The organism is Celeribacter ethanolicus (assembly GCF_001550095.1).
Classification (GTDB): domain Bacteria; phylum Pseudomonadota; class Alphaproteobacteria; order Rhodobacterales; family Rhodobacteraceae; genus Celeribacter; species Celeribacter ethanolicus.
Window position 1 is genome coordinate 80644 of sequence record NZ_LRUC01000040.1, and the last position, 13658, is coordinate 94301.

Sequence of the window (13658 nt, forward strand, 5' to 3'; positions counted from 1 at the left end):
CGAACGATGATCCTGCATGAATTCATGACTTTCGAAGTCCTTCGCGTGATCTGGTGGCTGCTTCTGGGCGTCCTGCTGATCGGCTTCGCGCTGACCGACGGGTTCGACATGGGCGTCGGTGCCCTCTTGCCCTTCGTCGGCAAGACCGACACCGAACGGCGCATCGTGATCAACACCATCGGCCCGGTCTGGGAAGGCAACCAGGTGTGGTTTATCCTCGGCGGTGGCGCGATCTTCGCGGCATGGCCGCCGCTCTACGCGGTGTCCTTTTCGGGCTTCTACCTGGCGATGTTCCTCGTCCTCGCCGCTCTCATCCTGCGTCCGGTCGGTTTCAAATACCGCTCCAAACGCGAGGGTGCGGCGTGGCGCCGGAACTGGGACTGGGCGCTCTTCGTGGGCGGCGCGGTTCCGGCCCTGATCTTCGGTGTCGCGGTCGGCAACGTGCTGCAAGGCGTGCCGTTCCACATCACCCCGGATCTGCTGATGCCCCGCTATGATGGCAACGCGATCATGAAGCTCCTGCTTCTGCTCAACCCCTTCGCACTGCTTGCCGGTGTGGTCTCCCTCTCCATGCTGCTGATGCATGGTGCGGCATGGCTCGGTCTGAAAACCGAAGGGGCGGTGCAGCAACGGGCGCAGAAGATCGGCACCGTCGCCGGCATCGTCGCTGCCGTGGCCTATGCTCTGGCCGGTGTCTGGCTCGCCTTTGGCATCAAAGGTTACCAGATCGTCGGTGAGGTGGTGAAAGACGGTCCGTCGAACCCGCTTCTTTCCGAGGTCACCCATGGTGGGTCCTGGATGCAGGCCTATTCCGATCGTCCCTGGATCGTCATCGCACCTGTGCTGGCCTTCTTCGGCATCGGTATGGCGGTTCTCGGTTTGCGCAAGGGCAAGGAAGTCTCCACCCTCTTGTGGTCGAAACTCGGCATCACCGGGATCATCTCCTCGGTCGGGCTCACGATGTTCCCGTTCATCCTGCCCTCGACCGTCGATCCGAACAGCTCTCTCACCGTCTGGGACAGCTCCAGCTCGCATCTGACCCTGTTCGTGATGCTGATCTGTGCGATTATCTTCGTGCCGATCATCCTCGCCTACACCGCATGGGTCTACAAAGTGCTCTGGGGTAAAGTCACCGAGGAAGAGCTCGAAACCAACGCTCAAAGCTACTGAGAAAGGAGCGACCTATGTGGTATTTCGCCTGGATCCTTGGGCTTCCGCTCGCCGCCCTCTTCGCCGTTCTGAACGCGATGTGGCTTGAGATGCGCGAAGATGCGCGCCTCGCAGACGAGCACGACGACACCGCCTGATCACGTCCCTTCTTCAGGTGGCATTGCTCCGGGGATGTCGTTCCACCATCCCCGGGGCGCCTATTCCAACGTTCCGCCCGCTGTCCGGTGGGCGGAATTTTCCGCACCAAAAAATATGCATACATATGCATGCAAATATATAATGGAGAGAGACATGCACTCACCCAATTCCCCCGCGGTGAACCGCCGGGGCTTCCTGGGGCTGGCCGCCAGCGCGACCGCGCTTGCCGCGACCTCCGGTGAAGCCCGCGCGGCCTCCGTCAAGACCAGCGCCAAGATCGTCATCATCGGCGCGGGCGCCGGCGGCACCGCGCTGGCCAACCGTTTGGTCGAACGCCTTGAGGGCGCTCAGATCACCCTGATCGACCCGCGCAAGAACCACCTCTATCAGCCGGGCCTGACACTGGTCGCCGCGGGTCTCAAACCCGCCGATTACGTGGTCTCCGAGACCACCGACTGGCTGCCGAAGGGCGTGACCCTCATTCAGGAAAAAGCCGCCGTCATCGACCCCGTCGCGAAAACCGTATCGACCGAGGGCGGCCAGACCCTCTCCTACGATTTCCTCGTCGTGGCCCCGGGGCTGATCCTCGATCACGACGCCATCGAAGGTTTTTCCCTCGACATGGTCGGCCAGAACGGCATCGGTGCGCTCTATGCGGGCCCGGACTATGCCGCCAAAACATGGCAGGCCGCGTCCAAATTCATCGAAGAGGGCGGTCATGGGGTCTTCACCCGTCCCGGCACCGAGATGAAATGCGCCGGTGCGCCGCTCAAACACACCTTCCTGATCGACGACCGTCTGCGTCGCGCGGGCAACCGTGGCAAGGCGGAGATCACCTATGGCGCCCATGACGGCGCGCTCTTCGGTGTGCCGATCGTGTCCGAGAAAGTGCGCATGCTCTTCCTCGATCGCGAGATCGCGCCGGTGTACCAGCACACGGTGAAATCCATCGACGCGGGCGCCAAGCGCGTGACCTTCAACATCGCCGAGGGCACCGAGGAGATGGACTATGACTATATCCACCTCATCCCGCCGCAACGCGCCCCCGAGGTGATCCGTCAGTCCGGCCTGTCCTGGGCCGACAAATGGACGGACCAAGGCTGGGTCGAATGCGACATGGCCACGCTGCAACACCTGCGCTACCCGGACATCTGGGCGCTTGGCGACGTCGCCGGTGTGCCGAAAGGCAAAACCGCGGCTTCCGTCAAATGGCAGGTGCCGGTGGTCGAGGACCAGATCGTTTCCGCTATTGCGGGCACCACGCCGACCGAAACCTACGGCGGTTATACCTCCTGTCCGATGATCACCAAGATCGGCCGCGCCATGCTGGTGGAGTTCGACTACAACAACAACCTTCTGCCTTCCTTCCCCGGGATCATTCCGCCGCTCGAAGAGCTGTGGATTTCCTGGCTGATGAAAGAGGTTGCCTTGAAAGCCACCTACAACGCCATGCTGCGTGGCAAGGCCTGAGGAGAGAGCGACATGAAAGATCTTACGTTTCAGACCCTGATTGCCGTCTTCGAGGAAATATTCGGGCGTGGCCTGTTCTGGGCCATGGTGGTCGTCGCCGCCGTGGTGACGCTGGCCTATCTATATGTGCTGATCCGCGACCGTGCGGTGAGCTGGCGCAAATTCCTCTGGGCCCAGCTTTCCATGCCGGTCGGCGCCGTGCTGGCCGTGTGGTTCGTCATGGCGATGACCCATTCCGCGCCCTCCGACATCGGCGGTGCGATCGACGTGATCGTTTTCCTCGGCGTCGCCGCGATGGGCGCGATCGGCATGGCCATTCTGGTCTATACCGTCCAGTCCCTCGTCAAACCGCCGAAGGCTGTGACCGAATCCTGAGGGTCGGTTCGTTCCGTTCGACCCGATGGGCGGGCGTCCCCGGTGTGCGGACCGGGGGCGCCTGTTTTTTGTCGTGAGGGTCGAAAGGGGCTGTCAGTGTCGCATGGCAGGCGAGCCGGAAAACGGGCTGGTCTGAGCCATGCATGCGGCGGAAGGGGCGTTTCACTTTACATCGCGGGGCGGCTCCGGTAATCGCGAAGGCGACTTGAGTTAGGGCCGTAAACGTATGTGTGACACCTCTATCATCATCCCGTGCCGCAACGAGGCGGAGAACATCGGGGCGCTGCTCGATGAGATCGCGGGCGCCTGCACGGTGATCGGGCCGTATGAGATTCTCGTGATCGACGATGCCTCCGACGACGGCATGGCGGATATTCTCTCTGCACGGATGCGGGCGATGCCGCAGCTTCGGGTGATCCGGCATGACGTTTCGGGGGGGCAATCGGCGGGGGTGCATTCCGGTGTGCGTGCGGCGCGCGGTACGATCTGTTGCACGCTCGATGGCGACGGGCAGAATCCCGGCACTGAAATCCCGAACATGATCGCGCCTTTTTCCGGGCCGAATGGCGCAAGGATCGGTGTCGTCGCCGGGCAGCGCGTCGGGCGTCAGGACACGTTTTCCAAACGCTACGCTTCGAAATTCGCCAATGCCCTGCGCGCGAAGATTTTGAAGGACGGCACACGCGACACCGGGTGCGGGCTCAAGGCGTTTCGCCGCGACGATTTTCTGGCGCTGCCCTATTTCGATCATATGCACCGCTATTTGCCAGCGCTGTTCGCCCGCGATGGCTGGGAGGTTGCGCATGTCGACGTGTCGCACCGGGCGCGCGGCGGCGGTCGGTCGCATTACTCGAACCTGCAACGCGGGCTTGTGGGCATTGTCGATCTGATGGGCGTGGCCTGGCTTTTGAAACGCCGCAAGAAATCGCGCCCGACCGAGGTGGTCGTGGACCGCGCGGAGGGCTGAGCCGATGCAAGGGCTGATGACGATCCTGCATGTCGAGACGACGGGCGAGCTCTGGTGGGTGCTGTTCGGCCTCGCGGCGCAGCTCATGTTCACCGCGCGCTTCCTTTTGCAGTGGATCGCCTCCGAGCGGGCGAAGAATTCGGTGATGCCGATCGCGTTCTGGTATTTCTCCCTCGTGGGCGGGCTGATGCTGTTTGCCTATGCGCTGTATCGCAAGGACCCGGTCTTCGTGCTGGGCCAGTCGCTTGGCGTGATCATCTATTCCCGCAACCTCTGGTTGATCTATGCAAACCGACGCGCCACAAAAGACGCCGCTTAAGGGCTGGTTGCCGCTGGCGCTGGTCTTTGCGGTCGTGGCGGTGGCGCTGCGGCTTGTGGCGCTGGCGTTTGATCGCACGGACCTGTTCGTCGATGAGGTGCAATATTGGTTCTGGGGCCAGAATCTCGATTTCGGCTATTATTCCAAACCGCCGCTGATCGGTTGGCTGATCCGTATGGTCACCGATCTGGCGGGCTCCGATGCAGCCTTCTGGGTGCGGATGCCCGGCGCGGTGCTGCACGGCATCACGGCGCTTTTGGTGGGCGCACTCGCGGCGCGCGTTCAGGGGCGCGCTGCTGCGCTTTGGACCGTGGCGATTTACCTGAGCCTGCCTTTCGTGGCGCTTGGCTCGGTGATGATCTCCACCGACACCGTCATGGCGCCGTTCTATGCCGCCGCTCTGCTGTTCTTCTTTCGCACCGCCGAGACGCGCCGGGCAGGGGATGCGCTCGCGGTCGGTCTCTTTGCCGGGTTTGCCTTTATGGCGAAATATGCGGGGATCTATTTCCTGGTCGGCTCGGCGCTTGTCATGCTGAGCCAGCCTGCGCTGCGCCCCGGCTGGCGCAATCTCGGGCTGATGATCCTGGCTTTCGCGGTCGTGATCTCGCCGAATGTGCTCTGGAACCTGTCGCATGACCTGACCACCGTGTCGCATACGATGGACAATGCCGGTTGGGTGCGCGACGGCGCGGCGTTCGATCTCGGTTCTCTGGCGACCTTCCTCGCCAGCCAGTTCGGGGTGTTCGGCCCGGTGACCATGGCGGCGTTGTTCTTCACGTATCTGCGCCCGCGCGGAGGAATGCGTCTGGCACTGGTGCTGTTCTCTCTTCCGGCGCTTGTGGTGGTGAGCATGCAGGCGCTGCTGGATCAGGCCTATGCCAACTGGGCCATCGCGACCTATTTCGCGGGCACGATCCTTGCGGTTACCGTCATGACACGGTTCTGGCGGATCGTGGCACTGTCGTTCAATCTGGTGCTGTCGCTGAGCCTGCCGGTGCTGATCGTGCTCGCACCTTGGCCGGAGATCGGCGGCAAGCCGGTTCTGGAGCGCTATCTCGGTCGCCATGCCCTCTCGGAGAGCATTCTCGATCTGGCGGAGGCGGAGGAGCTTCCGGTCGTGACCGGCAATCGCGATATTCTTGCCGATCTGTTCTACACCGGGCGGGAGCGTGAGGTTGCGCTTTATGCCATGCCGGAGACCGGGCGCGCGTCGAGCTATTATGCGCAGAACCAAGCGCTGCCGGACAGTATCACCGGTGAGGTCTTGGTGGTCGTGACCGGGACATTGCCCTGTGATGCCGCGCCCCTCGAAGGGCTCGATCTGAGCGGAATTTATGCCGGCCGTCGGGTGAAGATCGGGCGAGCCGCAGCGGAGTGCTTGCGCGAAACCCCGTAAATGTGCGGTCAGCGCGCCCATCCTCGGGGGCTCTGGTGAGTTTCGGGACTGATCTCCGCGATGGATTGCAGAGTGTCAGTGGCCGGTGGATTTAAGTACGACGGTGACTGTGCGCAGGATCAGGGCCAGATCGGCCAGAAGGCTGAGTTTGCGGTCATAGAGATTGTCGTAGCGCACGCGGGCGACAAAGCTGCTTTCGCCGCGACCGGAGACCTGCCAGACGCCTGTCAGGCCAGGGCGAAGACGGAAATAGGCCTCGCCCTTGGCAGCTTCATACATCACCTGTTGCGCGGGCAGAAAAGGGCGGGGGCCGACGAAACTCATGTCGCCCTTGAAGATGTTCAAAAGCTGCGGCAGCTCGTCGAGCGAAGTCTTGCGGATGAAATGGCCGATTTTCGTGACCCGAGGGTCGTGACGCAGCTTCTGATAGGTCTGCCATTCCTCGGCGATTTCGGGGTTCTCCCGGCACAGTTTGACCAGCAGTTCATCGGCATTGATGTGCATCGAGCGCAATTTGTAGAACTGGAACACCTTGCCGTTCCGCCCGACCCGACGCTGGGCATAAAACGCGGGTCCGCCATCGAGTTTGACGAGCCCGGCGAGGATGAGGATCACCGGCAGAACCATGGGGGTGACCAGCAGCAGGAACAGGATGTCGAACGTGCGTTTGCCCAGGCTGCGGTAAAGTGAAAATTTCACCGGTGCGGCGGAGGAGACATTTGTCGTCGAGGCGAAGTCTTGATTGGACTTGGAAACATATGTCATTTTTCTGCCTTTAAATCGTTAAGCGCCCGATCATGTGGAGGAAGGGCCGACCTGTTTTCTATGCTCTGATGCTGCGGGATTCGAGCTGCGATGCTGCAGTGCATACTCTACCCTAGCGTGTTTTTGTCACGATCATATGAGAACAACGCAAGGCCGGATGATAATTAACAATATACGATGCTTTTTTGATCCTTTCGGCGAATTTAAGCCGAAAATCAATAGGAAAATAGGCGGTTCGTGGCCAGATCATGGTTAACGTGGCGGCCGTGACGATGATCCGTAGGTGCTGTGCGATTCGGTGTGGTCGGGAGATCGAACGGATGAGGGGGCTTGTGAAAGCCATGAGCGCGCTGCGTTGCGGCGTCGTGGGGTTGGTGCCTCACCCGGATGGGGGAGGGCCACGGTGAGAGGGTCTCGCTCCGAGGCGAATGGCCTATCATATTCTTCGATCAACAGTATACTTGCGTATGGTAGGGAATTTGCTACATATGCAAAAAGTTGAATATCAGGTCTGCGCCTGAGGGGGCAAAGACCGTTTCTCAGAACAGAGGTCCAAATGCGCCGCGCCTTTATGCTTACGATGACGTTCCTGCCGGGATTGCTCCTGGCCGGAAGTCCCGCCCTGTCGGAAACCCTCACCCTGTCGCCTCAATCGGTGACGGAGTGGAAACCGGTTTATGCCGAAGTCGAGACCCGGGATCAGGTTCCGGCACGTGCGCGGATCGGGGGAACGATCACCACGCTGGACGTGACCGAAGGCGATCTCGTCAAGGCGGGTCAACGTGTGGCGCTGATCGAGGACACCAAGCTGCAGTTTCAGATCGAGGGCATCGACGCCCAGCTCACCGCCTATGCCTCCCAACTTGAAAAGGCCCAGGACGATCTGGCCCGGGGGCAGTCGCTTTCCGAACGCGGGGTGATTTCCACCTCGAGCCTGCAAGCGTTGCAGACCAATGTGAACGTGCTCGAAGGCCAGATCACGGCGCTGCAAGCCGATCGTCAGGTGATTGCGCGCCAGATTGAGGAGGGCGAGGTTCTCGCTCCCGAAGACGGCATGGTGATCGACGTGCCGGTGTCGCGTGGTGCGGTGATCATGGGGGGCGAGAATGTTGCCACCATCGCCGCCGGAAACGCCTATCTGCGTCTGGGGGTTTCGGAACGCTATGCCGACAATCTCAAACAGGGCGATGACATCGAGATTTACGAGATCGGCGGCACGCGCTTGGGCAAGCTGGCCAAGATTTATCCGCTGATCGAAAGTGGCCGGGTCGAGGCGGATGTCGAGGTCGAGGGGCTGGATGCCAGCTTCATCGGGCGTCGGGTCCAGGTGCGCCTGCCGGTCGGCAGCCACGAAGCGCTTCTGGTGCCTGTGACGGCGCTGTCGCAGGAAGGCGGGCTCGATTTCGTGACCGTGGAAACCCATGGCCATGCCTCCGAACGGGTGGTCGTGCCGGGTAATACGCTGCATCTCGAGGATGGCGACTACGTGGAAATCCTGAGCGGGCTCTCCGCTGGCGATGTGGTGGTGACGTCTCATGAGTAATCCGCAGGGCCCGACGGGCTCGCTCGGCATTGCCGGGCGGCTGACCCGTTCCTTCATCCTTTCCCCCCTGACCCCGCTCTTCCTCTTGGCTGCTCTGGCCGTCGGGATGATTGCGCTGATCTCGCTGCCGCGCGAAGAGGAGCCGCAGATTTCGGTGCCTCTGGTGGACATCCATGTCCAGACCCCCGGCCTGAAGGCACAGGACGGGTTGAAGCTTGTAACCGAACCGCTCGAGACCATCGTCAAGGGCATCGACGAGGTCGAGCACGTCTATTCCCAAAGCAATGACGATTCCGTCATGGTTACCGCCCGTTTCGAAGTGGGCGTGCCGTCGGAAACCGCCATCGTGCGGGTGCGCGACCGGATCATGGCCAATCTCGACCGTTTGCCGGTCGGCATCGACGAGCCGCTTGTGGTCGGGCGCGGCATCAACGATGTCGCCATCGTGGCGCTGACCTTCTCGCCCAATGACAACAATCCGGACATGAGTGCGGCCGATCTCACCCGCGTGGTGAAAGAGGTCGAAACCCGGCTGTCGCAGATCGAGAACGTCGGGCTTACCTATGTGATCGGCGGCACCGACGAAGCGCTGCGTGTGGCCCCGGATCCGGAGAAACTGGCTCTTTATGGCGTCACGCTGCAACAGCTCGTCGGCAAGGTGCAGGGTGCGAATTCCGCCGCGCCGACGGGCATGCTGCGTGACGGTGGCGAACAGATCGGCTTGATCGTCGGCAAGACGCTGACCACGCCGGAACAGATCGGCAATCTCGAACTGACCGCGCGCGACGGGCGCACGGTCTATGTGCGCGATGTGGCCGATGTCGCCTTTGTTTCCGATCTCGACGAGCATTATGTCGCGACGTTGACCCGCGCTGGCGCGGATCAGATGGGGGAGGGCGAAGAGGCCACCGCGCATGCCGCCATAGATCTTGATGCGGCGGTGATCCGCCGCCCGGCGATCACGCTGGCCATTGCCAAACGCGCCGGTGCCAATGCCGTAATCGTGGCCGATGAAATCCTGCACCGCGTGGAGACGATGAAGGGCGAGATCATTCCTGACAGCGTGTCCGTCGAAGTGACCCGCGACTATGGCGAGACCGCGAACGAGAAGGCCAATGAGCTGCTGTTCCACCTGGGGCTTGCGACGCTGTCCATCGTCGGTCTGGTGCTGATCGCTATCGGCTGGCGCGAAGCCGTGGTGGTTGCGATCGTGATCCCGGTGACCATCCTTCTGACGCTCTTTGCCTCCTATATCATGGGCTATACGCTCAACCGCGTGTCGCTGTTCGCGCTGATCTTCGCCATCGGGATTCTCGTCGACGACGCCATCGTGGTGATCGAGAACATCGCGCGGCACTGGGGGATGAAACGTCCGGGGCAGAACCGCTTCGGCGCCGCCGTGGCCGCCGTGGCGGAGGTAGGAAATCCGACCATCGTCGCCACGCTCACCGTGGTGGTGGCGCTTCTGCCGATGCTCTTTGTCTCGGGCATGATGGGGCCGTACATGTCGCCGATCCCGGCGAACGCCTCCGCCGCGATGATCTTTTCCTTCTTCGTGGCGGTGATGATCACGCCCTGGCTCATGCTGAAAATCGCGGGCCGGGCGGAATTGCATCATGACGGTGCGCACGCGGAAGGCGAGGTGCCCGGCGGCAAGCTCGGCAAGCTTTATGCGGCCGTCGCACGCCCGGTGCTGCACACCAAAGGGCATGCCTGGATTTTCCTGATCGCCGTGATCGTGCTGTCCTTCGGCTCGCTCGGGGCGCTCTACACCAAACATGTCACCGTCAAACTTCTGCCCTTCGATAACAAATCCGAGCTTTCCGTGATGATCGACCTGCCCGAGGGCTCCTCGGTCGAGGCGACCGATGCGGTGGCGCAGGAGGCGGGGCGTCTCGCCATGACCCTGCCGGAGGTGATCTCGGCCCAGACCCATGCGGGTACGCCGGGGGCGTTCAACTTCAACGGTCTCGTTCGGCACTATTATCTGCGGGAATACCCGCAGATGGGTGAGGTGCAGATCAAGCTTCTGCCGAAGGGGGAGCGGGACCGGACCTCGCATGACATCGCGCTCGAACTGCGTGAGATGTTGCGCGAGGGCATCACGGTGCCGCCGGGGACCGCGATGAAAGTGGTCGAACCGCCGCCGGGCCCGCCGGTGATCTCGACGCTTCTGGCCGAAGTCTACGGTCCCGACGGTGAGACTCGCCGTGCCGTGGCCGACAAGGTGCGCGAAGCGTTCGAAAGCGTCGATTTCATCGTCGACACGGACGACAGCTATGGTGAGCAGGCTCGGCGTTTGCGGGCGGAAATGAAGCCGTCCGACCTGAATTTCTATCAGGTGGCCGAGGCCGACGCGGCGCAGACCCTGCAATATCTCAACACCTATTCCACGATCGGCTATTCGCATCGTGGCGAGGGGCGGCGTCCGATTCCGATCGTGGTCGGTCGGGATAAGACGGATCGCGTGCTGGATGCGGCAGCGCTGTCGACACCGGTTCCGGCCAATGCTCTGCCCGGCGGGCGTGGCGTGGTCGAGTTGGGCGATGTGGTGGAGATCACGGAGGAAGCCACCTCCTATCCGATCTTCCGGCACAACGGCTATGACGCGGAAATGGTTCAGGCGGAGCTGGCCGGGACTTATGAAGCGCCGCTCTACGGCATGCTGGCCGTGGCCGACAAAATCGACGAGATGGACTGGCCCGAGGGGATGAAACCGGAGATTTCGCTGCATGGGCAACCCACAGACACCTCGAAGCCCGTGCTTCTGTGGGATGGCGAGTGGGAGGTGACCTGGGTCACGTTCCGCGACATGGGGGCGGCCTTCGGCGTGGCGCTTCTGGGGATTTACATCCTCGTGGTGGCGCAATTCGGGTCCTTCCGCCTGCCGCTGGTGATCCTGACGCCGATCCCGCTGACCTTCCTCGGCATCATCACCGGGCACTGGCTGTTTGGCGCGCCCTTCTCTGCGCCCTCGATGATCGGTTTCATCGCATTGGCAGGGATCATTGTGCGCAACTCGATCCTTCTGGTCGATTTCATCCGCAATGCCGATGACGAGGGCAAGGTGACGACGGAGATCCTGATCGAGGCCGGGGCGACGCGGTTCAAACCGATCCTTCTGACCGCCGTGGCGGCCATGATCGGTGCGGCGGTGATCCTCGCGGATCCGATCTTCCAGGGGCTCGCGATCTCGCTGTTCTTCGGGCTTCTGACCTCGACCGCCTTGACGGTTCTGGTGATCCCGGCGATCTACCGGATCTTCAAGATGTAAGAGCGGCAGGGTCGAAACACATGAGGGGAGCGCCTGGCGCTCCCCTTTTTTCATGCGCGGCATTTGCAGCGTTGCGCTTTGGGCCGAAGGCTCAGGCGCTACGGGCAAACGGCGGTTGCGACTGAACGGAGGCGGAAGGCGGCACGACGACGGAGAAGAAGGACAGGTCCTCTTCCATCGTGCCGACATTGTTACGCAGGTTGACCGTCGCCGCGTTGGTCTCCTCCGACATGGCGGCGTTTTGCTGGGTTGTCTGGTCGAGCTGGTTGATCGCCGAGCTCAACTCTCCTAGGCCGGTGGCCTGTTCCGTAGTCGAGGTCGCTACCTGTGCGATGCCTTCGTGGATTTTCTCGGCCACCTCGCGAATGCGGGCGAGGGCGGATCCGGCTTCGCGGACCAGTTCGACGCCGCCGGAGACCTGCGCGGTCGCGGTGGAAATCAGGGTCGCGATCTCGCGTGCGGCCTCTGAGGAGCGTTGCGCCAGCGCGCGCACCTCGGAGGCGACGACGGCAAAGCCCCGCCCGGCCTCGCCGGCCCGCGCCGCCTCGACGCCTGCGTTGAGCGCCAGAAGGTTGGTCTGGAAGGCGATGTCGTCGATCACGGAGGTGATCGAGGCCACCTGTTTCGATGAGGTTTCGATCTCGTCCATGGCGGTGATGGCACGGTCGACCACCTCTCCGGCCTGTACCGTATGGGTGCGAGCCTCGCCGGAGCGGCCCTGGACCTGACTGGCGGTTTCGGCCACGCCCTTCACCGAGGCGACGAGCTGGTCGAGGGCGGCGGCGCTTTCCTCGAGGGTTGCGGCCTGATGCTCGGTGCGGCGGGCCAGATCGTCGGTGGCCTGACCGATGGAATCGGCTTCCGATTTGACCAGTTGCGCGCCGTCGGCAATGCCGCCGACAATCTCGCGCAGGCGCGAGATCGTGGCGTTGAAATTAACGCGAATGTCGTCGAACTCCCCAAGGTTCTGGTCCAGTTGCACGGACAGATCGCCCTTGGAGAGATGATCGAGCCCGGCCATGAGCGTGTCGGCGGTCAGGCGGTAAATGGTTGTGTCGACAGCGAATTTCACGACTTTCACAACCTCTCCCGCGGCATTTCGGATCGGGTTGTAACTGGCTCGGATGGTGACCTTCTTGCCGCCCTTGCCCAAGCGGTCGTATTCGTCACTGAGCGCTTCGCCCCGGCGCAGCTTGTCCCAGAACGCCTTGTAGTCGGCAGAGGCGGCATAGCTGGGCTCGACGAACATGGCATGAGGTTTGCCGATGATTTCCTGGTTGGTATAGCCCATGACGTCGCAGAAGATCCGGTTGGCATGTGTGATGGTGCCATCGGGGCTGAATTCGATCACGGCCTGCACTTTCTGGATCGCGTCGATCTGGCCGCGGGCGTCGGCCTCCATGTTTTTGGCCTTGGTGATGTCGAAGGCGTATTTCACCACCTTAAAAGGCCGCCCTTCCGGGTCGATCAGGGTCTCGTAGGTGGATTCGAGCCAGAGGATCTTGCCACCCTTGCCAATGCGTTTGACCTGGCCTTTTTCGGAGGAGCCCTTCGCGAGACGCTCCCAGAAATCGCGATAGGCCTGTGTGCCGGTCTCTCCCGCAGGCATGAAAATGCGATGGTGTTGGCCGCGGATTTCGTCGAGGGTATAGCCGGTCGCTTCGAGAAACAGGGTGTTGGCCCAGATGATATTGCCCGTGAGGTCGAACTCGATATAGGCCATCGAGCGCTTGATCGCGTCCTCTTTCGAGCGGTTGTCGCGGCGTTTGAGATGCATTTCCGAGATCTCGCGGCCAATGACGTAGATCGCGTCGATCTTGCCATCCTTGTCCCGGTGCGGGCTATAGGTGGCGGAGAACCAGATCTCTTCGCCCGTCTTGTTCAGCCGCGGCGCGATGCCCTTGTGGATCTTGCCGGCGCGCACGCTGGCCCAAAGCTCGGAGGCGGTCTGTTTGTCCTTGGCGCGCACGAAGAAGCTGTAATCCTTGCCGATCGCTTCTTCGGCGCTGTAGCCGGTGGTTTCGCAAAACAGATCGTTCACCGTCAGGATCGTGCCGTCCGGAGCACAGCACACGACGACATGGGTCTCTTCGAGCACCTGTTCGAGCGGAGAGAGCGATTTCGGTTTGCTGTCGTGTTTCCTGTTGAAGATGGCGATCATACCGGCGGTCCTGGTTCTGGGATTTGCCAGAAACTTTACGCAATCCATCTTACTGAATGGTTTAAGCGTGCAGGCAACCG

11 protein-coding genes are annotated in these 13658 nt (G+C 61.9%); 9 read left to right on the forward strand and 2 right to left on the reverse strand.

Features of this window, described 5'->3' with window-relative positions:
• Positions 1 to 6 precede the first annotated feature (6 nt).
• The 7 genes from cydB to NH195_RS14885 all read left to right on the forward strand — a co-directional run bounded on the left by cydB (position 7) and on the right by NH195_RS14885 (position 5835).
• Positions 7 to 1170, forward strand: coding sequence for a cytochrome d ubiquinol oxidase subunit II (gene cydB / locus NH195_RS14855; protein ID WP_066708553.1), 1164 nt, complete (start codon positions 7 to 9; stop codon positions 1168 to 1170).
• Positions 1171 to 1184: 14 nt separating this feature from the next.
• Positions 1185 to 1307, forward strand: a complete 123-nt coding sequence (cydX, locus tag NH195_RS14860) for a cytochrome bd-I oxidase subunit CydX (protein ID WP_066708555.1) — start codon at positions 1185 to 1187, stop codon at positions 1305 to 1307.
• Positions 1308 to 1461: 154 nt separating this feature from the next.
• The gene (locus NH195_RS14865; protein WP_066708557.1) at positions 1462 to 2778 is read left to right on the forward strand and encodes an NAD(P)/FAD-dependent oxidoreductase; all 1317 of its coding nucleotides are present in this window, start codon (positions 1462 to 1464) and stop codon (positions 2776 to 2778) included.
• A 12-nt stretch (positions 2779 to 2790) separates the two neighbouring features.
• On the forward strand, positions 2791 to 3153 hold the full coding sequence (locus NH195_RS14870; protein ID WP_066708559.1) for a DUF5368 domain-containing protein: 363 nt from the start codon (positions 2791 to 2793) through the stop codon (positions 3151 to 3153).
• A 226-nt stretch (positions 3154 to 3379) separates the two neighbouring features.
• A complete protein-coding gene (locus NH195_RS14875; protein WP_066708561.1) occupies positions 3380 to 4120 on the forward strand; it encodes a glycosyltransferase family 2 protein in 741 nt (246 codons plus the stop codon).
• 4 nt (positions 4121 to 4124) lie between these two features.
• Positions 4125 to 4439: a lipid-A-disaccharide synthase N-terminal domain-containing protein gene (locus NH195_RS14880; protein ID WP_066708563.1), complete on the forward strand. Its 315-nt coding sequence runs from the start codon at positions 4125 to 4127 to the stop codon at positions 4437 to 4439.
• Positions 4405 to 5835, forward strand: a complete 1431-nt coding sequence (locus NH195_RS14885; protein WP_081423955.1) for an ArnT family glycosyltransferase — start codon at positions 4405 to 4407, stop codon at positions 5833 to 5835. The genes NH195_RS14880 and NH195_RS14885 overlap by 35 nt, the downstream gene beginning before the upstream one ends.
• A gap of 75 nt (positions 5836 to 5910) precedes the next feature.
• On the opposite strand, the gene NH195_RS14890 is transcribed toward NH195_RS14885, so the two are convergent.
• Positions 5911 to 6600 (reverse strand): sugar transferase, encoded by a 690-nt coding sequence (locus NH195_RS14890; RefSeq protein WP_081423956.1) that lies wholly within the window; start codon positions 6598 to 6600, stop codon positions 5911 to 5913.
• A 571-nt stretch (positions 6601 to 7171) separates the two neighbouring features.
• On the opposite strand from NH195_RS14890, the gene NH195_RS14895 reads away from it, so the two are divergent.
• Both NH195_RS14895 and NH195_RS14900 read left to right on the forward strand, forming a co-directional pair.
• Complete coding sequence (locus NH195_RS14895) at positions 7172 to 8143, forward strand: efflux RND transporter periplasmic adaptor subunit (protein WP_066708700.1); 972 nt, start codon at positions 7172 to 7174, stop codon at positions 8141 to 8143.
• A complete protein-coding gene (locus NH195_RS14900; RefSeq protein WP_066708567.1) occupies positions 8136 to 11417 on the forward strand; it encodes an efflux RND transporter permease subunit in 3282 nt (1093 codons plus the stop codon). The genes NH195_RS14895 and NH195_RS14900 overlap by 8 nt, the downstream gene beginning before the upstream one ends.
• A gap of 91 nt (positions 11418 to 11508) precedes the next feature.
• Here NH195_RS14900 and NH195_RS14905 read toward each other — a convergent pair whose 3' ends face one another.
• On the reverse strand, positions 11509 to 13578 hold the full coding sequence (locus tag NH195_RS14905; RefSeq protein ID WP_155846194.1) for a methyl-accepting chemotaxis protein: 2070 nt from the start codon (positions 13576 to 13578) through the stop codon (positions 11509 to 11511).
• Between the last annotated feature and the right edge of the window lie 80 nt (positions 13579 to 13658).